This window comes from Gordonia sp. CPCC 206044 (genome assembly GCF_048537895.1).
Classification (GTDB): Bacteria; Actinomycetota; Actinomycetes; order Mycobacteriales; family Mycobacteriaceae; genus Gordonia.
Genome location: NZ_JBCLVL010000004.1, coordinates 142,068 through 168,312 on the forward strand (window position 1 = coordinate 142,068; position 26,245 = coordinate 168,312).

A 26,245-nucleotide genomic window follows, 5' to 3' on the forward strand; every position below is an offset into this window, starting at 1 on the left:
CCCCCGAATAGGTGCCACGCGACACTAGACCGGGTACCGTTCCGGCTCCGGACCGAACAGGAATCGACGTCCGCTGATCTCGGTGACCGTGATCTCGACATAGTTGTACTTCATCGTGGGCGTCCACGGATGCAGCGGCAACTCGTCGGCGGCGGCGATGTCGTGGATCGACACCAACACGCGTGCAGCGCCTTTCGCGACGACGCTCCACCCGCCCGCGGCGGTGTGGTCGTCGGCCTCGAAGGCGACGTTCTCGTTCACCGCAACCTCCGAGAGCTTGGTGCCCTCGCCGCTGCGGAAGACGATGCGTCCCGATTCGGCATGGAAATTGACCGGATAAATGTCCGGATGACCGTTGACGCTCAGAGCAATTCGTCCGAGTTCAGCGGTCGAGAGAAGCTCCCATGCCTCGTCTGTGGTGAGTTCCTGCACACCTGTGTCGACCATGATCTGTCCTTCTGCCATAACCCATTGTTCCTCCCTCGGCTGGGATCGGACAGGGCATAAGGTCCCGATATTGAGCAAAGCGAAACAAGACTTCACTCTGGTACAGGTACTGGCTCCAGGATTTCGGGGCGCGCTTCCGGTGCTGCTGCGCGCAGCGCGTCCGCGGAGTCATCGTCGGGTTGCCGCTGGGATGCGATCTCCGCCTCCACCCGCGCGACGTAGGTCGCCACCTCAAAGGCCGTGTGCGCCTGGGTCCAGCCGAGGATCGGCGCCAACAGCTCGGCGACCTCCTGCGCACAGTCCACGCCGCGGTGCGGATATTCGATGGCGATGCGCGTACGCCGGGCGAGTACGTCCTCGAGGTGCAGCGCACCTTCGTCGATCGCCGCATATACCACCTCGACCCGCAGGTACTGGGGCGCCGCGGCCAACGGTGCCAGCAGCGATGGGTCGTCGTCGGCGTAGTACAGCACGTCGTCGATGAGGGAGCCGTAGCGATTGAGCAGCCGACGAATCCGGTACGGGTGCAATCCGAATCGGCGGCCCAGGTGCTCGCACTGGTTGATCAGGGCGAAGTAGCCGTCGGCCCCGAGCAGCGGTACCCGTTCGGTGATCGACGGCGCGACCCGGGTCGGGATGAAATCGGTGCAGGCCTCCACGGCGTCGGCCGCCATGACCCGATAGGTGGTGTACTTGCCGCCCGCGATCGAGACGAGGCCGGGAGCCACCGTGGCCACCGCGTGTTCGCGCGACAGTTTCGACGTCTCGTCGTCCTCACCGGCGAGCAGTGGACGCAGGCCCGCGTACACGCCCTCGATGTCATCGTGGGTCAGCTTGATCACCAGCACCTCGTTGACCCGTTCGAGGATGTAGTCGATGTCGGCACGGGTGGCGGCCGGATGGGCGAGGTCGAGGTTCCAGTCGGTGTCGGTGGTGCCGATGATCCAGTGCGTCTCCCACGGGATCACGAACAACACCGAGTTCGCGGTGCGCAGGATGATCGCGGTCTCACTGACGATCCGATCCCGCGGCACCACGATGTGTACGCCCTTGGAGGCCCGAACCCTGAAGTGGCCGCGCTGTTTTGACAGGGCCTGCACCTCGTCGGTCCACACGCCGGCCGCATTGATGACGCAGTGGGCGCGCACCTCGGTGGTCTCGCCGTTCTCGCTGTCGCGGACTCGCACCCCGAGCACACGATCAGCTTCCTTGACGAACCCGATGACCTGGGTCGAGGTGCGGATCACGGCACCGTAATTGGCGGCGGTCCGCGCCACCGTGAGGCTGTGCCGCGCATCGTCGACGACGGTGTCGTAATAGCGGATCCCGCCGATCAGCGAATCCCGCTTCAGCGCCGGGGCCACCCGCAGGGCACCGGATCGGGTCACATGACTCTGCCCCGGAACGGATTTCGCGCCCCCCATCCGGTCGTAGAGGAACAGACCGGCCGCCACGTACGGCCGTTCCCACAGCCGCTGCGTCAGCGGATAGAGGAACGGGAGCGGCTTGACCAGGTGTGGGGCCAGCAGGCGCAGCGAGAGTTCCCGTTCGGCCAGCGCCTCACGGACCAGTCCGAATTCGAGCTGCTCCAGATACCTCAGGCCGCCGTGGAACATCTTCGACGACCGGCTCGAGGTGCCCGACGCGATGTCACGCGCCTCCACGAGCGCCACCCGCAGCCCACGCGTGGCGGCGTCGAGTGCCGCGCCGACACCCACCACGCCGCCCCCGATGACGACGATGTCGAATTGTTCACTGCCCAGACGTCGCCACGCCTCCGCGCGATAGAGCGGTCCCATATCCGCTGGTCGGTCCGGGTTGAACTCGGTGTTCATGCTTGCCCAGGGTAATTGATGTCGTCGCCGAGCACCGCGTGCGACACTGAGCGGCGTGGGTAGCGCAAACACGTACGTCGCCGCCATCGATCAGGGCACCACCTCCACCCGCGCGATGATCTTCGATCGTCAAGGGCGGGTGGTCAGTTCCGAGCAGATCGAGCATCGTCAATCGTTTCCACAGGCCGGCTGGGTGGAACATGACGCCGAGGAGATCTGGCGCAACACCCGGCGCGTCGTCGCGGGCGCACTCGCCGCGGCAGACCTGAATGCCGGGGACATCGCAGCCTGCGGTGTGACCAACCAACGTGAGACGACCCTCATCTGGGATCGTGAAACCGGCACGCCGATCCACCCGGCGATCGTGTGGCAGGACACCCGCACCAATGACCTGTGCACCGAGTTGGCCGGTGACGTCGGGATGGATCGGTATCGGGACCGCACCGGACTGCCGCTGTCGACATACTTCGCAGGCCCCAAGATCCGGTGGCTGCTCGATCACGTCGACGGCGCGCGACGCCGGGCCGAGGCAGGTGAACTCTGTTTCGGCACAATGGATTCGTGGATCGCCTGGAACATGACCGGCGGCCGCGACGGCGGTCTGCACCTGACCGATGTCACCAATGCGTCGCGGACCATGCTGATGGATCTGCGGACCCTGCAATGGGATGAGGAGATCTGCGCCGAGATGGGCATCCCCACGGCGCTTCTCCCCCGGATCCACAGCTCGTCGGAGGTCTACGGCACACTGCGCGAGCAGGGATCGCTACACGGGGTGCCGTTCGCGGGCATCCTGGGAGACCAGCAGGCCGCGACCTTCGGGCAGGCCTGCCTCGATCCCGGCGAGGCCAAGAACACCTACGGCACCGGCAACTTCCTGTTGCTCAACACCGGGACCGAACCCGTCTTCAGCGACCACGGTCTGCTCACCACGGTCTGTTACCGCATCGGTGACCAACCGACGCGCTACGCGCTCGAAGGGTCGATCGCGGTGACGGGGTCGCTGGTGCAGTGGCTGCGTGACAACCTGCAGATCATCACGCATGCGAGCGAGGTCGAGGCTCTCGCCGCATCGGTCCCCGACAACGGTGGCGCATACTTCGTCCCGGCCTTCTCCGGACTCTTCGCACCGCATTGGCGACCAGACGCGCGCGGGGTCGTCGTCGGCCTCACCCGCTTCGCCACCAAGGCACACCTGGCCCGAGCTGCCCTGGAGGCCAGCGCCTTTCAGACCCGCGAGGTCATCGAGGCCATGCAGGCCGACTCCGGTGTGGCGTTGTCGACCCTCAAGGTCGACGGCGGCATGGTGGTCAACGAATTGTTGATGCAGTTCCAGGCCGACATCCTCGACGTCCCGGTGGTGCGCCCGCGGGTCAGCGAGACCACCGCCCTCGGTGCCGCCTACGCGGCCGGCCTCGCCGTCGGGTACTGGGAATCCGAGGACGAGATCCGCGCCAACTGGGCCGAGGACCGGCGCTGGCACCCCGACATGACGTCCGACGAACGCGCTCGCCTCTACGCCGGCTGGAACCGCGCGGTCGCACACAGCCTCGATCTGGCGTAACTCGCGCACGACCAGCCGGCCCCGATGCGCCGCTCACACACCGAGCTGCCGACCTCAGACGCCGGTGAACACGGATGCCTCGGTGAGCTTCTCGGCGAGCGAATAAGCCTGCCGCGTCGCGAACACCAGTCGGCGCGGTGCGTATGCATCGCCCAGAATATGGACGTCGGGGCGTTGCGCATGGACTTCGTCGAACAGGGCACTGTCCGAGGCCCCACCGCAGGACAACACAATCGATTTGTGTTCGCTGTAGGTCCGCTCGCGACCCGAATAGACGTGACGGAACGTCGCGCCGGCATCGCTGATACTGACCAACTTCTCGAGGTATCGGAACGACACGCCTTCCCCGTCGAGCCTGCCGAGGATCGAGCCGATGATGTATCGGCCCAGAAGCACGGCCGCCGAAGGCGTCGAATAGGCGACAGTCACCTTGTGCCCCTGCGTGACAAGATGATCAGCGAGAAGCAGCGGGGGCAGGTGATCATCCTCGGCGACGATCAGCACATCATGCCCGGGCACGGGTGCACCCGACATCACATCACGTGATTCCAGAACACCGGGGAGGTCGGTACCCGCCACGTCTGGAAGCCGGCTCGTGGCGCCGGTTGCGATCGCCACCACCGTGTCCTCCGGCAGCGCGAGCACATCGCCTGCCATGACCTCGCTACCGAGTCGGACATCAACACCGAGAGCATCCAACCGTCTGCTCTGCCAGTCGAGATACGCACCCATCGGCTCCTGATCCGGTGCGACCATAGCCAGCCGAAGTTGTCCTCCGAGGACTTCCGAGCGTTCGTACAGAGTCACTTCGGCTCCCGCCTCGGCGCACAACGCGGCCAGCTCCATTCCGGCGGGCCCACCACCGACGACCATCAACCTCCGGTCCATCCGCCGTACGTTCCAGGGAATCTCGATCTCGCGACTGGTGTGTGGATTGACGGCACAACCGAATGGCAGTCCGTCGACATAGCGCCTACTGATGCACTCGTTGCCGCCGACGCACGGCCGGATGTCCTCGGCCCGGCCGACCCGAGCCTTGGGGAGCAATTCCGCGTCGGCGACGTGCGCGCGAGCCATCCCGATGACGTCCGCGGCTCCCGCCGCCAGGATCTGCTCGGCGAGTTCGGGTGAGTTGATCCGACCCGTGTGGACGATCGGCAACGTCAGTTCAGTGCGGAACTCCGCGGCGATCTCGCTCCAGCCTCCTGCGGGGAACCACATGGGCTGGATGTAGCTCGGATTGCCCCAGGGACTCCCTGCGACCAGATGTAGGTAGTCGACGAGTCCAGAAGCCTCGATCGCCCGCGCTATCTCGAGTGCGGTCTCCTGATCGATGCCTCCCGGGGCCTCTTGCAGCATGTTCATACGCATGCCGAGGACCCGATCCCCTATCGCCGCGCGAACCGCCCCAAGAGTGCGCAGCGTAAACCTCATCCGCCCCTCGAGGTTTCCCCCGTAGAGGTCGTCGCGGACGTTGGTCGATGGCGAGAGGAACCACTCCTGCAGGTCATCGTGATTGGCGTGCAGTTCGACGACATCGATTCCGGCGTCGACAGCCTGTGCCGCGGAGAAACCGTACTCGTCCACCAACCAGGCGATCTCGTCACGATCGAGGACGTGCGGCGCCAGGTTGCTGACCGGTGAGCTGTGCCGCGCAGACGGACCGTGCGGAAATCCGCCGATCATCGTGAGCTGTTGTGCGGCAAGAGCTCCCGCGCTGTGAACCGCGTCGACATAGGCCGAGACACGCTCATGGTAGTTCGGCAGCCGAAAGTAGCCGCGGGTCTCCGCGCTGATCCCGGAGGGCTCGAAACCGGGGATGAGCACGTTGGCGAGGCGACCTGGCAGGGTGGTCCACGAGACGCCGGCTTCGGCACGGGACCGCAGGTAGGCGATGGCGCGCTCTGCGTCGGAGTCGGAGCCCCACATGTTTCCGATCGCCGACGAGTGCGGAGGCAAGATCACCCGGTTGCGAAGCTCCACCGTCCCGATTGCCATCGGAGAGAACAAGTTCGGGAAGTTGGATGAGTCTGCGGACACGATGCCTCCTGTAACGCCGCCATCTATACCGGATAATCATAGGTATAGATAGCCTGCCAGGCAGCGGTTTGGCGGACATGGCTCGACTGGTCGGACACGACTCGAGTGACCCGTGATCAGTTCGGGCACGCGAATGGCGAGTCGCTACCGTGCTGCGCGACGAAAGAGCCGGTGATCGGCGCTCTCGCAGACCTCGAACCGATCGAATCGGTCATCCACCGCGCAGGTGCTCACCGTTGCTTCCACATACCCGAAGCTCGAGCGCTGCCGATTCCGCCCAGTCGATGACCCTCAGTCGAGGTCGTCGTGGCGCACGAGTTGCCGCGCCGCCTCGGTGATCGACCCGGTCAGCGAGGGGTAGACGGAGAAGGTGGCGGCGAGATCGGAGACCATCAGTTTGTTCTGCACGGCCAGCGCGATCGGCAGGATCAGTTCCGACGCGTTCGGCGCCACCACCACACCACCGATGACGACACCCGTGGCCGGACGGCAGAAGATCTTCACGAACCCGCGACGCAGGCCGCTCATCTTGGCCCGCGGGTTGGTCGCCAACGGCAACATGACGGTTCGTGCCGGATACTCACCCGCGTCGATTGCCCGCTGCGACACACCGACGGTGGCGATCTCCGGTCGGGTGAAGATCGCCGACGCAACGGTTTTCAACTTGATGGGACTGACGCCCTCACCGAGTGCGTGGTAGACGGCGATGCGCCCCTGCATGGCGGCGACCGATGCGAGCGGCAGCAGTCCGGTGCAGTCTCCTGCGGCGTAGATGCCCGGGACCGAGGTCCGTGACACCCGGTCGACAGTGATGTACCCGGACTTGTCGGTCTCCACCCCGGCACGCTCGAGTCCGAGGTGCCCGGTGTTCGGTATCGAGCCGACGGTCATCAGCACGTGTGAGCCGGAAACGGTGCGCCCGTCGGCCAGGTGTGCGGTCACCGAGTCCCCGTGCCGCTCGACTCGGTCGGCGCGGGCGTGTTTGATCAATTCGACGCCGCGCTCGGCCAAGGCGTCCTCGAGCACCAGTGCGGCGTCTTCGTCCTCGCCGGGGAGCACACGATCCCGGCTGGAGACGAGGGTGACCCGCACCCCGAGCTCGGTGTAGGCGTGGACGAACTCGGCACCGGTGACGCCGGAGCCGATCACGATGAGGTGCTCCGGCAGTTGCTCGAGGTCGTAGAGCTGACGCCAGTTGAGGATGCGTTCCCCGTCCGGCTCCGCGGAGGGCAACACCCGCGGTGATGCGCCGGTACCGATGAGCACCACGTCTCCCTCGAATCGCTGCGTCGACCCGTCCGAGAGGGTAGCGATCACACCGTGGGTGGACACCCCGATCTGACGCTCGTCGAGTTCGGCACGCCCGGACACCAGCTTCACGCCCTCACTGATCAACCGTGACCGGATGTCGGCCGACTGCGCGAACGCGAGATCCCGGACGCGCTGATGGATCTGCGGCAGCGTCACATGGGCGTCCTTGGTGCTCAGGTCGATACCGAGATCCACGGCGCGACGGACCTCGGTGCGAATGCCCGTGGACGCGATGAACGTCTTCGACGGGACACAATCCCAGAGCACACAGGCGCCACCGACGCCGTCGGAATCGATCACGGTGATGTCGGCGCCGTAGGCCGCAGCGGCCAGCGCCGCCTCATATCCCGCCGGGCCGCCACCGATGATCACGATCTTGGTCACTGTCCACAAGTCCTCTCGTCATTCACCGGCCACGACCTTCCTCTACAAACTAGTCCCTGTGACGTCACCCATCTCTGCGGCGTGCCCGGACCCGCGGCGTAATACCATCATCGTTGGAATGCCCCGGGTTTCGGACGGGCCCTACGGGTTCCGACGACGCGACCCAATAGAAAGTGCAGGTCAAAGGCCTCAATGCCCCTCTATGCAGCCTACGGTTCCAACATGCATCCGGAGCAGATGGCGCAGCGTGCGCCCCACTCCCCGATGGCGGGCACGGGGTGGTTGCACGGCTGGCGGCTGACATTCGGAGGCGGTGACATCGGCTGGGAGGGGTCGCTCGCGACGGTCACCGAGGACCGCGACGACCCGGATGCCAGGGTGTTCGTCGTCCTCTACGACGTGACCGGCGAAGACGAGGAGAACCTCGACCGCTGGGAAGGTTCCGAGCTCGGCATCCACGTCAAACTGCGCGCGCGGGTCGACACCGCGGACGGACCCCGGCTCGCATGGTTGTACGTTCTCGACGCGTTCGAGGGCGGACTGCCCTCGGCCCGTTACCTCGGGGTGATGGCCGAGGCCGCGGAGATCGCCGGCGCGCCATCCGCGTACGTGCAGGAATTGCGTCTGCGCGAGTCCCGCAACGTCGGGCCCGGTCCCGGACCGATCGAACCCTGAGTTCCGGCTCGGACACGCACCGGCGGAAGGCGCTCACCGCGTCCGACCCCGACGAACAGGGGCCCGACAGTCAGTCGCCGGCGCCGAGAACGACTCCGGCCAACGCACGCACCCCGACCTCCAGCGCACGCTCGTCGAGGATGAAGTTCGGTTGATGCAGGTCGACCCGCGCGCTGATCCCGTCCCACACCCCGAGTCGGCCCATCGCGCCCGGAACGTTTTCGAGATACCAGGAGAAGTCCTCGCCGCCCGGGGATTGAGGGGTGTCGGCCACCGCGTTCGGACCGATCTTCGCCACCGACTCCCGCAGGATGTCCACGGACTTCTCGTCGTTGACCACGGGCGGGACGCCGCGGAAGTACGAGAGGTCGTAGCGCACGCCCAACGGTGCGAGGAGTTCTCCGATCACGCTGCGCACGAGGGGTTCGAGTTCGCCCCAGGTGACGTGGTCACCGGTGCGCACCGTTCCGCGCAGACGGCCTTCCTGGGGAATCGCATTGGGCGCGCTGCCCGCGTGAGCGGCTCCCCACACCATGATGGTCCCCGACCGTGGATCCACGCGGCGCGACAGGATGCCGGGCAACCCGGTGATGACCGAACCCATCGCGTACACGAGATCACCGGTGAGGTGTGGACGCGAGGTGTGACCGCCTGCCGAATGCAGCTGCAGATCGATGTGGTCGGCAGCCGACGTCAGGGCTCCCGAACGCAACCCGACCGACCCGACGGGCAGTTTGGGATCGCAGTGCAGGGCGAAGATCCGGCTCACCCCGTTGGTGACCCCTGCGGCGACCGCATCGATCGCGCCGCCGGGCATCACCTCTTCGGCCGGCTGGAAGATCAGCCGCACCCCCACGGGGAGCGGATCGACCGACGCCAGCAGTTTGGCGACACCGATGAGGATCGCCGTGTGTGCATCGTGACCGCACGCGTGGGACACGCCCTCGACGGTCGAGCTGAACGGCAGACCTGTGTGTTCGGTGATCGGCAGCGCGTCCATGTCGGCACGCAGCGCGATGCGCGGGCCGTCCGTCGGTCCCAGATCGCAGACCACCCCGGTGCCCATCGGCAACCGCCGCGGATGCAGGCCCGACGCGGACAGCTGCGCCATCACCAATTCGGTGGTGTTGACCTCCTGCCGGGACAGCTCGGGCTGCGCGTGTAGGTGTCGTCGCCAGCGGACCACGTCCGCGCCGTGCGACTCCCACCATGCCCCGATCACATCGTTCACAACAGCGTCGGAGGCGTCGGCGTGGCCAGGTCGGCGAGCAGCGGCTGGCGCAGTCCGGCCTTGATCAATCCCAGGTTGGGCCCGATCAGCGGCGCCCGCTCCACGGCGATCGCGCGGGCACGATCCGACAACTGTTCGACGTCGACGGCCGCCTCGACGATGCCGGCCGACGCCGCGTCGTCGCCACCGTATCGTCGGGAGGTCAGGATCGCCTCGGTGACCGTGTCGTCACGCAGGCGCGTTCGCAGCAGCGTGCTCATCCCCCGGGTGAACGGCATGCCCAGTGCCGCCTCCGGCAGCGACCAGAATCCGCGGTCGCTGCGCATCAAGCGGACGTCGGCGCACAGTGCGAGCATCGCTCCGGCGCCGAACGCGTGACCGTTGACCGCCGCGATGGTCGGCACCGGCAGCGTGAGGACCTTGGTGTAGAGCTCGTGCACGCGGTCGAGATAGCGCGGCAAACCGCTCGCGTTGGCGGCGATGTAGTCGGTGTCGAGACCGTTGCTGAAGAATTTGCCGGTGGCGGTGATCACCAGCGGCCGCGTCGGCTCCGCGGCCACTCCGTCGAGGATCTGCTCGAGAGCGTCGATCCACTCGAGACGGAACCTGTTGTCCGGATTGGCCTCGTCGAGTTCCACCCCTTCGGTACCGAGGTAGAGCTCGTCGACGTCACCGGAGGTTGTGAGAAAGGGCATGCAGTGACCTTATCGCCTGGTTCTAGTCTTGATCCCATGGATCCCACCGCCGACGCCGACGCCGCGGCCATCGCGGCCGCCGCGACAATTGCCGCCGAGACCGACTGCGCCGCCCACGACGTCGCCGTCGTCCTCGGTTCGGGTTGGGCGCCCGCAGCCGCCGCGTTCGGCACGCCGGTGGCCAGCGTGGCGATGGCGTCCCTGCCCGGATTCACCCCACCGAAGGCGGCCGGTCACGGGGGGATCGTGCACTCGATTCGGCTCGGTGAACGCCGGGTCCTGCTCATGCTGGGCCGGATTCACGCGTACGAGGGTCATCACCTGTCCCGCGTTGTCCATCCGGTCCGCACCGCAGCCGCCGCGGGCGCGCACACCGTGGTGCTCACCAACGCGGCAGGCGGCCTGCGTGCCGACATGACCGTCGGGCAGCCGGTGCTGATCAACGACCACCTCAACCTCACCGCGCGCTCCCCCTTGGTCGGGGCGCAGTTCGTCGATCTCGTCGACGCCTATTCACCGCGACTACGCGAGATCGCCCGCCGAGCGGACCCGTCGCTCACCGACGGCGTCTACGCCGGGTTACCCGGCCCGCACTACGAGACTCCCGCCGAGATCAGGATGCTGCGCACCCTGGGCGCCGATCTGGTCGGTATGTCGACCGTCCACGAGACGATCGCCGCCCGCGCCGCGGGGCTCGATGTGTTGGGAGTGTCGCTGGTGACCAATCTCGCCGCCGGGATCACCGGTGAGCACCTCAGCCACACCGAGGTTCTCGAGGTCGGCCGCGCGTCGGCCGCCCGCATGGGCGAACTACTCGCCTCGATCATCGCCGAGCTGTGAGATGACGACCATCGACCCCTGGGACTGGATCGCCACCGATCCGGATCCGGCATCGGCAGCCGAGCTGACCGCCCTCGGACCGGACGAACTCGCCGAACGATTCTCGGACACACTGCATTTCGGCACCGCCGGGCTGCGCGGCCCGGTTCGAGCGGGACCGAACGGGATGAATGTCGCCGTCGTGACACGCGCGTCACATGCGCTCGGCCGATGGTTGATCGACCACGGACACCGCGGCGGTCGGGTCATCGTCGGTCACGACGCACGGCACGGGTCCCGACAGTTCGCCGCGGCCACGGCTGACGTTCTTGCCGCACAGGGTTTCGATGTGGTCGCGCTCCCCGGGGTGACACCGACGCCGTTCACGGCGTTCGCGTGCCGCGATCTCGGTGCTGTCGCCGGGGTCGCCGTCACGGCATCGCACAATCCGCCCGCCGACAACGGTTTCAAGGTGTACCTCGACGACGGTGCGCAGCTCATCCCCCCGGCCGACCGCGACATCGAACAGCTCATCGAGACCGCCCCACCGGCGAACTCGATTGCACGACAACCTGTGTCATCCGATGACCGAGCACAGCAGGTCCGTTCGCGCTACCTCGAACGCCTCGTCACCCGCTTCGCCACGGTGACCGATTCGCCGGTGCGTATCGCCCTGACCGCGATGCACGGGGTGGGCGGCGCCCCGGCGCTGGCCGCCCTGCGCAACGCGGGCTTCGCCGACATCCACGTCGTCGCCGAGCAATTCGCCCCGGACGCCGACTTCCCGACCGTCGGTTTCCCCAACCCGGAAGAGCCTGGGGCCTCCGATCGGGTCCTGGCGCTCGCCGCGCGTGTGGACGCCGATCTCGCCATCGCACTCGATCCCGACGCCGACCGCTGTGCGGTGGGCACTCGTGTCCACGGGCGGTGGCGCATGCTGACCGGCGACGAGACCGGCGCGCTCCTCGGCGGTCATCTGCTCGCCGGTACCGGCCTGACCACGCCGGTGGTGGCCAGCACGATCGTGTCCGGCTCGCTGCTGCGAGCGGTGGCCGAGTCCGCGGGCGCGCGGCACGTCACGACCCTCACCGGGTTCAAATGGCTTGTCCGAGCCGGTGAACCACTTCTCTACGCGTACGAGGAGGCCATCGGTCATTGCGTGGACCCGGACGCGGTCCGCGACAAGGACGGCATCTCGGCGGCAGTGGTCGCGGCCCTGCTCGCCCACCACCGCCGGTTGGTGGGTTCCGACCTGTCGGCCGCGCTTGACGAGCTCGCCACCGCCCACGGTGTGCACGTCACCAGCCAGCGCGCGATCCGGGTGACCGATCTGTCCCAGATCACCGCGCTGATGGCCGGATTGCGGCACGCGCCCCCTCGATCGTTGGCCGGCTTCCCGGTCGAGGTCGACGATTTCGCCACGCGCACCGATGATCTGCGCACCGACGCCGTGCGTCTGTCCGGTCACGACGGCGATGGCACCACCCTGCGGGTGATCGCCCGCCCGTCGGGCACCGAGCCGAAGCTCAAGTACTATCTCGAACTCGTCGCACCGGCGCATCCCGACGCCGAGTCGACCACCGCGCGCCTGAACCTTCTGGCGCAGCAGGTCGCCGCGGCCCTGCCGGAGAGGAGTCCTCACCCATCATGAATCCGCATTCTGACGCTGTGCTCGACGCTGTCGACATCGATGTCGTGCGCGGCGGCCGCCCGCTGCTGCACAAGGTGAGTCTGCGCGTCTCACCGGGCGAGCACTGGGCATTGTTGGGGCCCAACGGCGCAGGTAAATCCACCCTGATGACGATCCTCGGTGCGCGCGGCCACCCCACGATGGGCACGGTCGACGTGCTCGGCAAGCGGTTGGGTCGCGTCGACATGCGCGAGTTGCGCACCCACATCGGGCATGTTGATCCGCGCTGGCGTATCGACGTCCCCCTGACCGCGCACGAGGTGGTCCTCACCGGTCTCACCAACACCCCCGAACTCGACCGACGACACACCTACAGCGATGCCGAGCACCGACATGCCGATGATCTCCTGGACCTCCTGGGCATGTCGGCCCGACGCGAATCAGTGTGGCCGGTGATGAGTCAGGGTGAGCGTGGTCGCACACTCATCGCGCGTGCCCTGATGCCGCGTCCCGCACTGCTGTTGCTCGACGAGCCGGCCACCGGACTCGATCTCGCCGCCCGCGAGAAACTCCTCAGCAGCATCGATCAATTGCGTTCGGAGGTGGCCGATCTCGCCAGCGTCCTGGTGACCCATCACCTGGAGGATCTCCCGGCGAGCACCAGCCACGCGATGTTGTTGCGCGACGGCGAGGTCGTGGCGTCCGGACAGGTCGACGACGCGTTGACATCCGCGACGATCAGCATGTGTTTCGATCACGAGGTGCAGGTCCGGCGCACCGGTGGTCGATGGTCTGCGGTGGCCGCCTGATCAGCGCGGCCCGAACTGACGGTCTCCGGCGTCACCGAGGCCGGGGACGATGTAGGAGTCGTCGTCGAGACGCTCGTCGACGGAGGCCACCACGAGCCGCACCGGATGTCCGGACGCCTCCAACGCCGCCACGCCGTCGGGAGCGGCCACCACGCAGACCGCGGTGATGTCGGTGGCATGCCGTGCCACCAGCAACTCGATGGTGTGCAGCATCGAGCCGCCCGTCGCCAGCATCGGATCGAGGATGAACACCGGCTGGCCGCGGAGGTCGTCGGGCAGGGACTCCAGATAGGGCACCGGCCGGGCGGTCGCCTCGTCGCGGGCCACACCGACGAATCCGACCCGGGACTCCGGCACCATCGCGTGCGCTTGCTCGACCATGCCCAGACCGGCGCGCAACACGGGGACGAGCAGCGGCGGACGGGCCAGTCGAACCCCATCGAACGGACACAGCGGTGTCTCGATGGGCACGTGGGCGGTGGGCGCCCCAGACAACGCTTCGTAGATGAGCATCTGGGTCAGGTCCGACAGTGCCGCGCGAAACCTCGCATTGTCGGTCCCCTTGTCGCGCATCGTGGTCAACCGGGCGGCGGCGAGCGGGTGATCGACGATCTGTACCTGCATGGTGATCACCCTAAGGTCTCCGTCACGAATACTCCCGGGCTCACGACAGGCAGGCCGGACCCGATGGAACCGGACCGGCGCCCACGACGTCGAACTCCACATGACCTCCTTGACCGTTCCCCCCGCCACGTTGACGACCTACGCCGCAGGCCGTCTCGCCGCAGCCGACGACGTGGGCACCCTGGCCACCGCACAGCGCGGCGAGATCGCCGACCTCGCGCCGACCTTCGGGGTGATCGGGGCGGAGTTCCTCGCAGCGACGGCTCATCTCCTGCAGGCCCGGGCCCACCGCCTCGACGCCATCGCAGCCCAGCATCGATCGCTGGGCACCCGGACCGGCGACGCCGCACGCGGCTACACCGACGCCGACGACGAGGCGTGGTCTTCGGGCGCCGATCGGGACGGGGATCGCTGATGCTCACCGTGGAGATCCTCATCGGCCCGCTGCGCATCCTGGTCAGTGCGCTCGGCACCGGGGTCCTGCCGCCCGGTAATGCCGCCGACCGATTGCGTACGGCAGCACCGCAACTCGACCGGACGCGGCGCGAGTCCACGCACGATGCCACGCGTCTCGCGCAGGACTGGCGCGGCGCGGGCGGCGACGGCGCCACCGCGGCGGCCCGTCGCGCCGACCATGCCCTGGCATCGGTCACCGACGACAGCACCGCAACCGCGGGAGTGATCGAAGACGCGAGCGCCACGGTGAAGCTCGCCGCCGACCAGCTGACCGCGCTCATCGACTCGTTCCGACGTATCGCTGCGTCGCTCGGACAGACCCTCTACACGCCCCAGGGGCTCGCGATGATCCTCCCGGTGGCGCTCGACCACATCGGCCGCGGCCTCCAGGTGGTCGCACGCACCCAGGCCGAACTGCGCGACGACACCGACCGCGTCCTGGCGATGGCGCGCCACACCGCGCCTGCCGACGCCACGTTCCCCACCGCCGGACGATCCGACGGTGGCGTCGGGATCACCCTTCCCGACGGGTCCGTGGTGCAGGCGCCCGATCAACGCGCGGCGACCGCGGTCCGCGCCGCGCTGGGCCAGCGCGGCGTGCCGTATGTGTGGGGTGGCACCACCCCGAACGGATTCGACTGCAGCGGGCTGACCCAGTGGGCCTATCGCCAGGCGGGCGTCGACCTGCCCCGGCTCGCCCAGGATCAGGACACCGCAGGCGTGCCGGTCTCACGCGCACACCTGCAGCCCGGCGATCTCGCGGTGTGGGACGGACACGTCGCGATGTATGTCGGCAACGGCCAGATGGTGGAGGCGGGCGATCCGGTCCAGATCTCCCCGGTCCGCACGACCAACGCAGGTCAGGGCTTTCAAGGGTTCTTCCGTCCCCGATGACCCGCGCGGACGGCGCAGACGTTCACGATTGCGTGGCGGGGTCGCTACCCGGATTCACAGGCGGAATCGCTACGCTGTGTCCTCATGGCCGGAGACATCGTCCCCATCGAGCTCGGACTCACCGACGGAAACGTCTTCACCCTCTGGGCGCCCCGGTGGCGCGAGGGCGATGACGAGTGGGAGGCATTCCTCGGACTCGACGAAGACCTCTACGGTTTCCCCGGTGTCGCCGAGCTCGCCGCGTACATCCGCAACGACGACGACAACGACCTCGCCGAGCATCCGGCGTGGCCCACCGTGGTCGGTCTGCAGGCCGACGAGCTGGTGCCCGACGACCGACACAGTTACGACCTCGTCGGGGTGCCCGAGCTCGCCGCCGAGGACCCGACCCCCGAGGTCATCGCCGAACTCGAGGACGCACTCGAGATCGTCCGCATCCTCGGTGAGGTCTGCGAGCTGACCGTCATCACCAAGTTCTTCAACGGCAACCCGATCCTCGGCGCGGTGACCACCGGTACCCGCAACTTCACCGGCCGCGACGGCGTGGACCTCTGGGTCCGGATCGGCCGGCTCATCGCGAAGCACTGGGATGACGTCGTCGACGCGATCGACGACGTCATCACCACCCCCGACGTCGACAAGGCCGCCGTCGCCACCGCCGAGGCCGAACTCGAGGCCGCCGCATCGGCGGAGGACGAGGACGAACCCGCCGACGACGACCTCGAACTCGTCGAGGGTGCCAACGACGAGAATGCCGCCGACGAGACCGACGACGAGGATGTCGAGGACGACTCCGACCTCGACGACGTCGACGACGACGATTTCTGGGCGAACGTCGGCATCGACCCGATCAAGATCGTGACCGACGACGGCGAGTATCTCTCGCTGCGCTGCTACCTCGGCGACGATCCGGTCTTCTTGGGCAAGTCGGGCAAGATCTTCGTGTTCGCCTCGACCCGCGCCCTGGGCCGGTTCCTCGCCGATTCCAACGACCACGATCTCGCGGACGTGTCCACGTTCGAGGAGGTCCGCACCGCGGCGACCGACGGTTCCCTGGAGTTCGACGTCATCTCCGACAACGTCTACGTGCTGCCCGGCCTGGCCGCCGACATCGCCGACGGCCCGCGCCGGATGGATCGCAACCAGCTCGACCTCGCCGTCGAACTGCTCACGGACGCAGCCGATTACGCCGACGACGACTCGGTTGCCGAAGCCCTCGGATCCACCACGCCGCTCGGCTGGTTCGTGGACTACGCGATCTCGCCCGATCCCAAGCGGATGGCGCCGAGCCCGCCGTTCGACAACGAGTCCGAGGCCTGGCGCGCGCTGGTGCACGATTTCGAGAACCGGTTGGTCAAGAAGTCCTGACCGATGTCGCCGTCGCCCGGCCGGGCGACGGCGACATCGGTCGGTCGTCATCCGATCAGCACCGCGTATCCCGGTTTGATCACGTCGTCGATGAGACGTAGCCGTTCGTCGAAGTGGAGGAACGCCGACTTCATGGCGTTCACCGTGAACCGCTCGAAATCGGTCCAGCCGTAGCCGAATTGCTCCGCCAGTCGATGGAATTCCTTGCTCATCGTGGTGTCGCTCATGAGCCGGTTGTCGGTGTTGACGGTCACCCGGAACCGAAGGCGGGCAAGCGCGTTGAACGGGTGCTCGGCCATCGAGGCGACCGCCCCGGTCTGGACGTTCGAGCTCGGGCACAGTTCCAGCGGTATGCGTTTGTCGCGAACGCTGTTCGCGATCTGCCCAAGTTCGGCACCGACGAACTCGGTGCCCGCGAGGTCGGCACCCGCGGGCAGATCGATGTCGTCGATCACGCGGACGCCGTGCCCGAGTCGGTCGGTGCCGCAGAACGCGATGGCCTCGTGGATCGACGGCAACCCGAACGCCTCGCCCGCATGGATCGTGAACGGCGCATTGTTGGCGCGCATGAACTCGAAGGCGTCGAGGTGGCGGGTCGGCGGGTTGCCCGCCTCCGCGCCCGCGATGTCGAAGCCTGCGACGCCGTCACCCCGGAAGCGCACCGCGAGTTCTGCGATCTCGCGCGAACGGGCCGCATGGCGCATCGCGGTCACCAGGCAGCGCATCACGATCGGACGCCCGGCTCGCACGGCGTCGGCCTGGCCGTCGGCAAACCCGGCCAACACGGCCTCCACCACCTCGTCGAGGGTGAGTCCGCCCTCCAGATGTTGTTCCGGGGCGAACCGCACCTCGGCGTAGATCACGCCGTCGGCGGCCAGGTCGGCCACGCATTCGCGCGCGACGCGATGCAATGCCGCGGGCGTCTGCATGACCGCGACGGTGTGTGCGAATGTCTCCAGATACCGTTCCAGCGAACCGCTGTCGGCTGCCTCCCGGAACCATCGGGCCAACGACTCCGCGTCGTCGGCGGGTAGACCCGTGTAGCCGACCTCACGTGCGAGGTCGAGGACCGTCGCCGGTCGCAGCCCTCCGTCGAGATGATCGTGCAGCAGCACCTTCGGCGCGAGAGACAGATTCGGCAGGTCGAGCGGGCGGCCGGACGGCGGAGTCGGAACGACGGTCGTCATGCACCGACGGTAACCCGATCGATGATCAGAGGTGTGGTGCGCGGCGAATCCTCGCCGACGGTGACCGCCGACGCCAGCACGGCCCGTGCCGCCGCGAACCGTTCCGGCGTCTGGGTGTGCATCGTGAACAGCGGATCACCGACACGTACGCGCTCACCGGGTTTGGCATGGAGCACCACCCCTGCCTCGGCCTGCACGGTCTCGCCGGGCAGCGCGCGTCCGGCACCCAGCCGCCACGCACCCACACCGACCGACAGGGCGTCCACGCGGGTCACGACGCCGTCCTGCGACGCGGTGACCTCCTCCGTGTGCCGGGCGGTCGGCAACGGGGCATCGGGGTCGCCTCCCTGGGCGAGGATCATCTCTCGCCACGTGTCCATGGCCGCCCCGTTGGCCAGGTGCCGTGCCGGGTCAGCATCGGGCCGCCCCGCCGCGTCGAGCATCTCCCGCGCCAACGCGATCGTCAGTTCGACGACGTCGGGAGGCCCTCCACCGGCCAGCACCTCCAAGGACTCGGCCACCTCGAGGGCATTGCCCGCGGTGCGCCCGAGCGGGGTGCTCATGTCGGTGATCAGTGCCCGCGTCGCAACACCGGCCCGTTCGCCGAGCCACACCATCGTCTCGGCCAGTTCCCGACTGTCCTGTTCGGACTTGAGGAAGGCGCCGCTTCCCGTCTTGACATCCAGGACGAGCGCCCCGGTGCCCTCGGCGATCTTCTTGGACATGATCGAACTCGCCACCAGCGGGATCGATTCCACTGTTCCGGTCACGTCCCGCAATGCGTACAGCCGACGATCGGCCGGGGCGAGGTCGCCGCCTGCCGCACACACGACGGCGCCGACGCGTTCGAGTTGCGCGATCATCTCCGCCGCCGAGACGTCGGCCCGCCATCCGGGGATCGACTCCAGCTTGTCGAGTGTGCCGCCGGTGTGTCCGAGCCCGCGCCCGGACAGTTGCGGCACCGCGACCCCGAACGACGCCACCAGTGGGGCCAGCGGCAACGTGATCTTGTCCCCGACCCCTCCCGTGGAATGTTTGTCGACGGTGACCAGCCGGCGACCGGACCGGCGCAATCCGGAGAAATCCATCCGGCGGCCGCTGTCGATCATCGCCTGTGTCCAGCGGGCTGTCTCCCGACGACTCATCCCGCGCAAGAAGATGGCCATGAGCAGCGCCGACATCTGCTCGTCCGCAACGCTCGGCCCGGCGCCCGGGTCGCTGTGGGTGTAGCGATCGATCACCCAGTCGATCTGCGCATCGGTGAGTTCACCGCCGTCGCGCTTGGTGGCGATCACCGAGACGGTGTCGATGATCTCGACGTCCTCACTCATCGGTCGCCGCCAGATCGTCGGGACCGAACGCATCCGGGAGCAGGCGTCGCAGCGTCGTCGGTCCGTCGGGGTGATCGACGAGCAGTCCCGGACCACCGTGTTCGAGCAGCACCTGTCGACAGCGGCCGCACGGCATCAACACCGCCCCGCGTCGGTCACAGACCGACACCGCGACCAGCCGCTCACCACCGGAGCCCACGAGATGTGCGATCAACGCGACCTCGGCACAGATACCCAATCCGTATGAGACATTTTCCACATTGCAACCGAGCACCACCCGACCGTCCTCGGTGAGGCCTGCGGCACCGACCGGAAATCCGGAGTACGGCGCGTAAGCCCGATCGATCATGTCATTCGCGTTGTGCCGCAACAATTTCCAATCGACCTCGGCCGCCAAGGACGACACCTCACAATCAGCACGGGTGACCCAGATGTGATCTGCCATACCATCGTTAAAGTTGGCAAGGCAATCCTAAGTCGAGAATGGTTGTCGCCCAAATCGGTTCGGGCAATTTACGTCAAGACTCAGCATAGGTTTAAAGTCTCTTCCATGGGTCCACGGCCGAGCCTGATAATGCCGACTCGGCACATCCATCGACGCTGTTGGAGGCCAATTTCCTGATGAGCACCCCGACCGAGACGGCTCCGGAGCCGGTGCGCAAACGCTCCCTTTATCGAGGCGACCCAGGTATGTGGTCGTGGGTGTTGCACCGCATCACCGGTGTCACCATCTTCTTCTTCTTGTTCGTACACGTCCTGGACACCGCGGTGATCCGGATCGATCCGAACAAGTATTCGGAGGTCATCGAGACCTACAAGACGCCGATCATCGGCCTCATGGAGATCGCACTCGTCGCTTGCGTGCTCTACCACGCATTCAACGGTGTGCGGATCATCCTGGTGGACTTCTGGGCCAAGGGCCCGAAGTACCAGCGCCAGATGCTCTGGGCGATCCTGTCGATCTTCGTGATCGTCTTCGCCGCGGCAGCCATCCGACTGCTGCAGATCCTCATCCAGCATTCGTTCTAGGAGGCACCTGATGACCGCTTCGGCAACCCCGGGTGTCGCCAAGACCCTCGGAACCCAATACGACCGCCCGGCCAGTCTGGACAATCCGCGTGCGCCGCGGATGCGCAAGGGCGGCAATTTCGAGAAGTACGCATGGCTGTTCATGCGCTTCTCCGGTCTGGCCCTGATCATCCTGACCATCGGCCACATGTTCATCATGCTCGCCTGGGACGACGGGGTGCATCGCATCGACGCCTCGTTCGTGGCCGCACGCTGGAAGGAACCCTTCTGGCAGGTGTGGGATCTGACGATGTTGTGGCTGGCCCAGCTACACGGCGGCAACGGTGTGCGCACCGTGATCGCCGACTATTCGCGCAAGGATTCCACCCGCTTCTGGCTCAACGTGCTGCTCGGGATCTCGATGATCCTCGTCCTCGTCCTCGGCACGTACGCGCTTCTGACCTTCGACGTGAACAGCGTCGACTGAGGAGACTGGCGAACACATGCAAGAACATCGTTATGACGTAGTCATCGTCGGCGCAGGCGGCGCCGGCATGCGCGCGGCGATCGAGTCCGCGCCCCGCGCCCGTACCGCCGTCCTGACCAAGCTCTACCCGACTCGCAGCCACACCGGCGCCGCCCAGGGCGGTATGTGCGCGGCCCTGGCCAACGTCGAGGAAGACAACTGGGAGTGGCACACCTTCGACACGGTCAAGGGCGGCGACTACCTCGCCGACCAGGACGCCGTGGAGATCATGGCCAAAGAGGCCATCGACGCCGTGCTCGACCTGGAGAAGATGGGCCTGCCGTTCAACCGGACGCCCGAGGGCAAGATCGATCAGCGTCGCTTCGGTGGTCACACCCGCGACCACGGCAAGTCGCCGGTTCGTCGCGCCTGCTACGCGGCCGACCGCACCGGTCACATGATCCTGCAGACGCTGTATCAGAACTGCGTCAAGCACGACGTCGAGTTCTACAACGAGTTCTACGCGCTCGACATCTGCCTGACCAAGAACGATGCGGGCGAACAGGTCGCCACCGGTGTGGTGGCCTACGAACTCGCCACCGGCGAGATCCACGTCTTCCACGCGAAGTCGATCGTGTTCGCCACCGGCGGTTCGGGCCGCATGTACAAGACCACCTCCAACGCGCACACCCTGACCGGCGACGGCATGGGCATCGTGTTCCGCAAGGGACTTCCGTTGGAGGACATGGAGTTCCACCAGTTCCATCCCACGGGCCTGGCCGGTCTCGGCATCCTGATCTCCGAAGCGGTCCGCGGCGAGGGTGGCATCCTGCGCAACTCGGAGGGCGAGCGCTTCATGGAGCGCTACGCGCCGACCATCAAGGACCTCGCACCCCGTGACATCGTCGCGCGCTCGATGGTCCTCGAGGTGCTCGAAGGCCGTGGCGCCGGCCCCAACAAGGACTACGTCTACATCGACGTGACCCACCTCGGTGAGGACGTCCTCAACGAGAAGCTCCCCGACATCACCGAATTCGCCCGCACCTACCTCGGCGTGGACCCGGTCAAGGAATGGGTCCCCGTCTACCCGACGTGTCACTACGTGATGGGTGGCATCCCCACCGACATCAACGGCCGGGTGCTCAGCGGCGGCGAGAACGACGAGGTCGTGCACGGCCTCTACGCCGCAGGCGAATGTGCCTGTGTGTCGGTCCACGGCGCCAACCGCCTCGGCACCAACTCGCTGCTCGACATCAACGTCTTCGGCCGCCGGTCGGGTATCGCCGCGGCCGAGTACGCGAACTCCACCGAGTTCGTCGCCCTGCCCGAGACCCCGACCGCCATGGTCGACGAATGGCTCGAGAGTGTCCTGTCCGAGCACGGACACGAGCGGGTCGCCGACATCCGGACCAAGCTGCAGCAGACCATGGACGACAACGCCTCGGTGTTCCGTACCGAGGAGACGCTCAAGCAGGCGCTCACCGACATCCACGCTCTGAAGGAGCGCTACGACCAGATCCGCGTGCACGACAAGGGCAAGCGGTTCAACTCCGATCTCCTCGAGGCGATCGAGCTTGGCTTCCTGCTCGAGCTGGCGGAGGTCACCGTGGTCGGTGCGCTCAACCGCAAGGAATCCCGAGGCGGACACGCTCGCGAGGACTACCCGAACCGCGACGACGTGAACTTCATGCGGCACACGATGGCCTTCAAGAAGGGTGACGGACTGCTCAGCGACATCGAGCTGGGCTGGAAACCTGTCATCCAAACCCGCTACGAGCCGATGGAGCGAAAGTACTGATGACAGTCACGCTGGACCAGAATCCGTCGTCGCCGGCCTCCGACGAGCCGCCGCTGCCCCCGGTGCCCGAAGAGGCCACCATGGTGACGCTCAAGATCTACCGGTTCAATCCGGAGAACCCCGACGCCCAGGGCTTCCAGAGCTTCCGGGTGCCGGCGCTGCCGACCGACCGGTTGCTGAATCTCCTGCTGTACGTGAAGGGCTACCTCGACGGCACCCTGACCTTCCGCCGCAGCTGCGCACACGGTGTGTGCGGTTCGGACGCCATGCGCATCAACGGCGTCAACCGCCTCGCCTGCAAGCTCCTCATGAAGGACATGCTGCCCGCGAAAAAGGAGAATGGGGGACAAGGCAAAGAGGTGACCATCACCATCGAGCCCATCAAGGGCCTGCCGGTGGAGAAGGACCTCGTGGTCGACATGGAGCCGTTCTTCGACGCCTACCGCGCGATCAAGCCGTTCCTCATCACCAGTGGCAACGAGCCGACCCGTGAGCGGATCCAGAGCCAGAGCGACCGCGCCCGTTTCGACGACACCACCAAGTGCATCCTGTGTGCCTGCTGCACCACGAGTTGCCCGGTGTTCTGGAACGAGGGCAGTTACTTCGGGCCTGCCGCGATCGTCAACGCGCACCGGTTCATCTTCGACAGCCGTGACGAGGCCGCCGTCGAGCGTCTCGACATCCTCAACGATGTCGACGGTGTGTGGCGCTGCCGAACCACCTTCAACTGCACCGATGCCTGCCCTCGTGGCATCCAGGTGACGCAGGCCATCCAGGAGGTCAAGCGCGCGTTGATGTTCTCGCGCTGACCCCGACACCGCAGACTCGCTCTGCAGCCCGGCTTTCACTCTGCGGCCCCGACCACGCCCCTCCTCGCAGCCCGAGGAGGGGCGTCGTCGTCGGTGCGGCCGTCGCCGGTTCTGCGGAATCGGTTGCGAAGCATGACCGGACCCGCGACGATCGAGTCGTGAGGACAGGGCTCCGATGACCGTCGACGACGACCGACTCTCGCTCGGCGCGCGCAGCGCCCGACATCTCTGGGGACATTTCGCGCGGCACGGCGAGCACATTGTGCCGCCGGTCATCACCCGCGGCGAGGGCATGCGTATCTTCGACGACCGGGGGCGGTCGTATCTCGACGGCCTCGCCGGCCTGTTCGTCGTGCAGGTCGGCCACGGTCGGGTCGAGCTGGCCGAGGCCGCCGCCCGCCAGGCCAAGGATCTGGCGTTCTTCCCGTTGTGGTCCTACGCGACGCCGCCCGCAATCGAACTCGCCGAGCGCCTCGCCGCCCACGCCCCCGGCGATCTGAATCGCGTCTTCTTCACCACCGGAGGCGGTGAGGCCGTAGAGAGCGCCTGGAAGCTCGCCAAACAGTACTTCAAACTTGTCGGAAAACCGTTGAAGCACAAGGTGATATCTCGCTCGGTCGCCTACCACGGCACCCCGCAGGGTGCACTCGCGATCACCGGCGTGCCGGCACTCAAGCAGATGTTCGAGCCGCTCACCCCGGGCGGATTCCGTGTGCCCAACACGAACATCTATCGTGCCGCCGACGACCTCGCCACCGATCCGAAGAAGTTCGGTCGCTGGGCCGCCGACCGGATCGCCGAGGCCATCGAATTCGAGGGCCCGGACACGGTCGCCGCGGTCTTCCTCGAACCGGTGCAGAACGCCGGGGGCTGTTTCCCGCCTCCCCCAGGCTATTTCGAGCGGGTCCGGGAGATCTGCGACGCCTACGACGTCCTCCTGGTGTCCGACGAGGTCATCTGCGCATTCGGTCGCATCGGTTCCATGTTCGCCTGCGACGACTTCGGCTACGTCCCCGACATCATCACGTGTGCCAAGGGGATGACGTCGGGCTACTCCCCCATCGGCGCGATGATCGCCCAGGATCGTCTCTTCGAACCCTTCGCCGACGGCGCGACGACATTCCCGCACGGCTATACCTTTGGTGGACACCCGGTGTCGGCGGCCGTGGCCCTGGCCAACCTCGATATCTTCGAGCGCGAGGGCATCAACGACCACGTGCACACCAACGCGCCGGTCTTCCGGGAGACGCTGGAGAAGCTTCTCGATCTACCGATCGTCGGAGACGTGCGTGGCGAAGGCTTCTTCTACGGCATCGAGCTCGTCAAGGACAAGGCGACCAAGCAGACGTTCTCGGCCGCCGAGTCCGAACGTGTCCTACGCGGCTTCCTCTCGAACGCATTGTTCGACAACGGCCTCTACTGCCGGACCGACGATCGGGGCGATCCGGTCGTCCAACTCGCACCCCCGCTGATCGCCGGTCCGGCCGAGTTCGACGAGATGGAGCAGATCCTCCGGACGGTTCTCACCGACGCCTACACACTGCTCTGAGGCGTCACGGGCGCGCGCTGCTATTCTGCCCCCGATGAAGGTGAAGGTGGCACTCGTGGCGGCCGTCGGGGCCATGGTTCTGGCCTGCCCACCCACGCCGCTCGCCTTCGCCGCACCCCCACCGGTGACGACGCCGGTGACCGATCACTGCCCGCACCGGACGGGCACCCCACCGGCAGTCGACGAATCCGAGGTCGTCGCACCCGGATCGGCCACACCCGCACCGCTACCCGTACCGTCGACGCCGGTCGGTGGTGCACCACTGGCCGGATGCGGTGTGGTCGCCGACCCCGCGTCGGGACCGGTGCCGGCACGGATGACGGCGGCCGGGTGGTTGATCGCCGATCTGGACAGTGGCGCGGTGATCGCCGCCAAGGATCCGCACGGTCGCTACCGCCCCGCCTCGACCATCAAGGTGCTGCTCGCCATGGTGGCCCTCGACGAACTCGACCTCGACACCGTGGTCGTGCCGACCCCCGAGGACTGGGGTGCCGAGGGCGACTCGTGCGGTATGGGGCCAGGCGGTCACTACACCAATCGTGACCTGTTGACCGGCCTGCTGGTGGTCTCCGGCAACGACTGCGCCAACGCACTGGCCCGTGAACTCGGCGGCATCGACGTGACCTTGGCGAAGATGAACGACAAAGCGCGCTCGCTGCACGCCCTCGACACCCGGGCGGCCAGCGTGTCGGGACTCGATGCCGCGGGAATGTCCACGTCTCCGTACGATCTCGCGGTCATCTTCCGCGAGGCCATGCGCAACAACACTTTCCGCGAACTGATCGCAATGCCGACGTACCGGTTCCCCGGCTATCCGAGACGGGCGGACGTCCCCGGCGACAAGGACCATCCGAGCTATCTCATGCAGACCTCGAATCAGCTTCTGCTCGAAGGCTATCCGGGTATGGTCGGCGGCAAGACCGGTTACACCGACGACGCCCGTAAGACGTTCGTGGGTGTGACCGAACGGGACGGACGTCGAATCGTCATCGTGCAGATGTTCGGTCTCACGGTGGAGGCCGACTCCTACTGGGACCAGGCAAAGGCGATGTTCGACTACGGTTTCCGGGCACCGCCCGGTATCACCCTGGGCAGCCTGGCACCCACATCGACCGCGACCACGGTCCAGGAGACCACCGCACCCGCAGTGCCCACCACGGCGACGCCACATCAGGTGGTCACGGCAACCGGCAGCGATCACCAGGCCACCGGATGGTCGGTCCGCATCCTCATCGGCCTCATCTCGGCCCTGGTCGCCGTGATCCTGCTGTTGATCGCGATGCGACTGTTCACACGGCGCTGAGCGTTCACGCGG

24 protein-coding genes are annotated in these 26,245 nt (G+C 66.9%); 14 read left to right on the forward strand and 10 right to left on the reverse strand.

Annotation, left to right across the window (positions count from 1 at the left end):
• Positions 1-24: 24 nt before the first annotated feature.
• Both AAFP35_RS07330 and glpD read right to left on the reverse strand, forming a co-directional pair.
• Entirely contained in the window at positions 25-447 is a 423-nt protein-coding gene (locus tag AAFP35_RS07330) for a pyridoxamine 5'-phosphate oxidase family protein (protein ID WP_419220901.1), read from the reverse strand.
• A gap of 92 nt (positions 448-539) precedes the next feature.
• The gene (glpD, locus tag AAFP35_RS07335) at positions 540-2,282 is read right to left on the reverse strand and encodes a glycerol-3-phosphate dehydrogenase (RefSeq protein WP_419220902.1); all 1,743 of its coding nucleotides are present in this window, start codon (positions 2,280-2,282) and stop codon (positions 540-542) included.
• A 55-nt stretch (positions 2,283-2,337) separates the two neighbouring features.
• On the opposite strand from glpD, the gene glpK reads away from it, so the two are divergent.
• Positions 2,338-3,846, forward strand: a complete 1,509-nt coding sequence (gene glpK, locus AAFP35_RS07340; protein ID WP_419220903.1) for a glycerol kinase GlpK — start codon at positions 2,338-2,340, stop codon at positions 3,844-3,846.
• A gap of 54 nt (positions 3,847-3,900) precedes the next feature.
• Here the strand turns inward: glpK and AAFP35_RS07345 are convergent, their stop codons facing one another.
• On the reverse strand, positions 3,901-5,886 hold the full coding sequence (locus AAFP35_RS07345; RefSeq protein ID WP_419220904.1) for an FAD-dependent oxidoreductase: 1,986 nt from the start codon (positions 5,884-5,886) through the stop codon (positions 3,901-3,903).
• Between the two features lie 291 nt (positions 5,887-6,177).
• A complete protein-coding gene (locus AAFP35_RS07350; RefSeq protein WP_419220905.1) occupies positions 6,178-7,581 on the reverse strand; it encodes an NAD(P)H-quinone dehydrogenase in 1,404 nt (467 codons plus the stop codon).
• 192 nt (positions 7,582-7,773) lie between these two features.
• Between AAFP35_RS07350 and AAFP35_RS07355 the strand changes: the two genes are divergently transcribed.
• Positions 7,774-8,256 (forward strand): gamma-glutamylcyclotransferase, encoded by a 483-nt coding sequence (locus AAFP35_RS07355; protein WP_419220906.1) that lies wholly within the window; start codon positions 7,774-7,776, stop codon positions 8,254-8,256.
• 70 nt (positions 8,257-8,326) lie between these two features.
• On the opposite strand, the gene AAFP35_RS07360 is transcribed toward AAFP35_RS07355, so the two are convergent.
• Both AAFP35_RS07360 and AAFP35_RS07365 read right to left on the reverse strand, forming a co-directional pair.
• Positions 8,327-9,487: an amidohydrolase gene (locus AAFP35_RS07360; protein ID WP_419220907.1), complete on the reverse strand. Its 1,161-nt coding sequence runs from the start codon at positions 9,485-9,487 to the stop codon at positions 8,327-8,329.
• Entirely contained in the window at positions 9,484-10,182 is a 699-nt protein-coding gene (locus tag AAFP35_RS07365) for an enoyl-CoA hydratase/isomerase family protein (RefSeq protein ID WP_419220908.1), read from the reverse strand. The genes AAFP35_RS07360 and AAFP35_RS07365 overlap by 4 nt, the downstream gene beginning before the upstream one ends.
• A gap of 36 nt (positions 10,183-10,218) precedes the next feature.
• Here AAFP35_RS07365 and AAFP35_RS07370 point away from each other — a divergent pair, with 36 nt between their 5' ends.
• From AAFP35_RS07370 to AAFP35_RS07380, 3 genes are read left to right on the forward strand one after another with little or no spacing between them, the layout of a single operon-like run.
• Positions 10,219-11,022, forward strand: a complete 804-nt coding sequence (locus tag AAFP35_RS07370) for a purine-nucleoside phosphorylase (RefSeq protein WP_419220909.1) — start codon at positions 10,219-10,221, stop codon at positions 11,020-11,022.
• 1 nt (position 11,023) lies between these two features.
• Positions 11,024-12,652, forward strand: a complete 1,629-nt coding sequence (locus tag AAFP35_RS07375) for a phospho-sugar mutase (protein WP_419220910.1) — start codon at positions 11,024-11,026, stop codon at positions 12,650-12,652.
• The gene (locus tag AAFP35_RS07380; RefSeq protein WP_419220911.1) at positions 12,649-13,440 is read left to right on the forward strand and encodes an ABC transporter ATP-binding protein; all 792 of its coding nucleotides are present in this window, start codon (positions 12,649-12,651) and stop codon (positions 13,438-13,440) included. Before AAFP35_RS07375 ends, AAFP35_RS07380 begins: the two co-directional genes overlap by 4 nt.
• On the opposite strand, the gene upp is transcribed toward AAFP35_RS07380, so the two are convergent.
• Positions 13,441-14,064, reverse strand: a complete 624-nt coding sequence (gene upp / locus AAFP35_RS07385) for a uracil phosphoribosyltransferase (RefSeq protein ID WP_419220912.1) — start codon at positions 14,062-14,064, stop codon at positions 13,441-13,443.
• Positions 14,065-14,164: 100 nt separating this feature from the next.
• Between upp and AAFP35_RS07390 the strand changes: the two genes are divergently transcribed.
• The 3 genes from AAFP35_RS07390 to AAFP35_RS07400 all read left to right on the forward strand — a co-directional run bounded on the left by AAFP35_RS07390 (position 14,165) and on the right by AAFP35_RS07400 (position 16,782).
• Positions 14,165-14,479 carry a type VII secretion target gene (locus AAFP35_RS07390; protein ID WP_419220913.1) on the forward strand — a complete coding sequence of 105 codons (315 nt, stop codon included), beginning with the start codon at positions 14,165-14,167 and terminating at the stop codon, positions 14,477-14,479.
• Positions 14,479-15,414, forward strand: a complete 936-nt coding sequence (locus AAFP35_RS07395; RefSeq protein WP_419220914.1) for a C40 family peptidase — start codon at positions 14,479-14,481, stop codon at positions 15,412-15,414. Before AAFP35_RS07390 ends, AAFP35_RS07395 begins: the two co-directional genes overlap by 1 nt.
• Before the next feature lie 84 nt (positions 15,415-15,498).
• The gene (locus AAFP35_RS07400; protein ID WP_419220915.1) at positions 15,499-16,782 is read left to right on the forward strand and encodes a primosomal protein; all 1,284 of its coding nucleotides are present in this window, start codon (positions 15,499-15,501) and stop codon (positions 16,780-16,782) included.
• Positions 16,783-16,829: 47 nt separating this feature from the next.
• Here AAFP35_RS07400 and AAFP35_RS07405 read toward each other — a convergent pair whose 3' ends face one another.
• Genes AAFP35_RS07405 through AAFP35_RS07415 form a run of 3 tightly spaced genes read right to left on the reverse strand, consistent with a single transcriptional unit; the run spans position 16,830 to position 19,745 of the window.
• Positions 16,830-17,969, reverse strand: coding sequence for an adenosine deaminase (locus AAFP35_RS07405; RefSeq protein ID WP_419220916.1), 1,140 nt, complete (start codon positions 17,967-17,969; stop codon positions 16,830-16,832).
• Positions 17,966-19,300, reverse strand: coding sequence for a thymidine phosphorylase (locus tag AAFP35_RS07410; protein WP_419220917.1), 1,335 nt, complete (start codon positions 19,298-19,300; stop codon positions 17,966-17,968). Before AAFP35_RS07410 ends, AAFP35_RS07405 begins: the two co-directional genes overlap by 4 nt.
• Positions 19,293-19,745: a cytidine deaminase gene (locus tag AAFP35_RS07415; RefSeq protein WP_419220918.1), complete on the reverse strand. Its 453-nt coding sequence runs from the start codon at positions 19,743-19,745 to the stop codon at positions 19,293-19,295. The genes AAFP35_RS07410 and AAFP35_RS07415 overlap by 8 nt, the downstream gene beginning before the upstream one ends.
• 176 nt (positions 19,746-19,921) lie before the next feature.
• Between AAFP35_RS07415 and sdhC the strand changes: the two genes are divergently transcribed.
• From sdhC to AAFP35_RS07445, 6 genes are all read left to right on the forward strand, one after another.
• Positions 19,922-20,329, forward strand: coding sequence for a succinate dehydrogenase, cytochrome b556 subunit (gene sdhC, locus AAFP35_RS07420; protein WP_419220919.1), 408 nt, complete (start codon positions 19,922-19,924; stop codon positions 20,327-20,329).
• Positions 20,330-20,339: 10 nt separating this feature from the next.
• Complete coding sequence (locus AAFP35_RS07425; protein ID WP_419220920.1) at positions 20,340-20,795, forward strand: succinate dehydrogenase hydrophobic membrane anchor subunit; 456 nt, start codon at positions 20,340-20,342, stop codon at positions 20,793-20,795.
• 16 nt (positions 20,796-20,811) lie between these two features.
• Complete coding sequence (gene sdhA, locus AAFP35_RS07430) at positions 20,812-22,572, forward strand: succinate dehydrogenase flavoprotein subunit (RefSeq protein WP_419220921.1); 1,761 nt, start codon at positions 20,812-20,814, stop codon at positions 22,570-22,572.
• Positions 22,572-23,381: a succinate dehydrogenase iron-sulfur subunit gene (locus tag AAFP35_RS07435; protein WP_419220922.1), complete on the forward strand. Its 810-nt coding sequence runs from the start codon at positions 22,572-22,574 to the stop codon at positions 23,379-23,381. Before sdhA ends, AAFP35_RS07435 begins: the two co-directional genes overlap by 1 nt.
• A 175-nt stretch (positions 23,382-23,556) precedes the next feature.
• The gene (locus AAFP35_RS07440; RefSeq protein WP_419220923.1) at positions 23,557-24,930 is read left to right on the forward strand and encodes an aspartate aminotransferase family protein; all 1,374 of its coding nucleotides are present in this window, start codon (positions 23,557-23,559) and stop codon (positions 24,928-24,930) included.
• A gap of 34 nt (positions 24,931-24,964) precedes the next feature.
• On the forward strand, positions 24,965-26,233 hold the full coding sequence (locus tag AAFP35_RS07445; protein ID WP_419220924.1) for a serine hydrolase: 1,269 nt from the start codon (positions 24,965-24,967) through the stop codon (positions 26,231-26,233).
• Positions 26,234-26,245: the final 12 nt, after the last annotated feature.

Coding starts and splice junctions, on each gene's coding strand:
- AAFP35_RS07330 (WP_419220901.1), bottom strand. CDS start 447: ATGGTCGACACAGGTGTGCAGGAACTCACCACAGACGAGGCATGGGAG.
- glpD (WP_419220902.1), bottom strand. CDS start 2,282: ATGAACACCGAGTTCAACCCGGACCGACCAGCGGATATGGGACCGCTC.
- AAFP35_RS07355 (WP_419220906.1), top strand. CDS start 7,774: ATGCCCCTCTATGCAGCCTACGGTTCCAACATGCATCCGGAGCAGATG.
- AAFP35_RS07365 (WP_419220908.1), bottom strand. CDS start 10,182: ATGCCCTTTCTCACAACCTCCGGTGACGTCGACGAGCTCTACCTCGGT.
- AAFP35_RS07370 (WP_419220909.1), top strand. CDS start 10,219: ATGGATCCCACCGCCGACGCCGACGCCGCGGCCATCGCGGCCGCCGCG.
- AAFP35_RS07375 (WP_419220910.1), top strand. CDS start 11,024: ATGACGACCATCGACCCCTGGGACTGGATCGCCACCGATCCGGATCCG.
- AAFP35_RS07380 (WP_419220911.1), top strand. CDS start 12,649: ATGAATCCGCATTCTGACGCTGTGCTCGACGCTGTCGACATCGATGTC.
- upp (WP_419220912.1), bottom strand. CDS start 14,064: ATGCAGGTACAGATCGTCGATCACCCGCTCGCCGCCGCCCGGTTGACC.
- AAFP35_RS07390 (WP_419220913.1), top strand. CDS start 14,165: ATGACCTCCTTGACCGTTCCCCCCGCCACGTTGACGACCTACGCCGCA.
- AAFP35_RS07395 (WP_419220914.1), top strand. CDS start 14,479: ATGCTCACCGTGGAGATCCTCATCGGCCCGCTGCGCATCCTGGTCAGT.
- AAFP35_RS07400 (WP_419220915.1), top strand. CDS start 15,499: ATGGCCGGAGACATCGTCCCCATCGAGCTCGGACTCACCGACGGAAAC.
- AAFP35_RS07405 (WP_419220916.1), bottom strand. CDS start 17,969: ATGACGACCGTCGTTCCGACTCCGCCGTCCGGCCGCCCGCTCGACCTG.
- AAFP35_RS07410 (WP_419220917.1), bottom strand. CDS start 19,300: ATGAGTGAGGACGTCGAGATCATCGACACCGTCTCGGTGATCGCCACC.
- AAFP35_RS07415 (WP_419220918.1), bottom strand. CDS start 19,745: ATGGCAGATCACATCTGGGTCACCCGTGCTGATTGTGAGGTGTCGTCC.
- sdhC (WP_419220919.1), top strand. CDS start 19,922: ATGAGCACCCCGACCGAGACGGCTCCGGAGCCGGTGCGCAAACGCTCC.
- AAFP35_RS07425 (WP_419220920.1), top strand. CDS start 20,340: ATGACCGCTTCGGCAACCCCGGGTGTCGCCAAGACCCTCGGAACCCAA.
- sdhA (WP_419220921.1), top strand. CDS start 20,812: ATGCAAGAACATCGTTATGACGTAGTCATCGTCGGCGCAGGCGGCGCC.
- AAFP35_RS07435 (WP_419220922.1), top strand. CDS start 22,572: ATGACAGTCACGCTGGACCAGAATCCGTCGTCGCCGGCCTCCGACGAG.
- AAFP35_RS07440 (WP_419220923.1), top strand. CDS start 23,557: ATGACCGTCGACGACGACCGACTCTCGCTCGGCGCGCGCAGCGCCCGA.
- AAFP35_RS07445 (WP_419220924.1), top strand. CDS start 24,965: ATGAAGGTGAAGGTGGCACTCGTGGCGGCCGTCGGGGCCATGGTTCTG.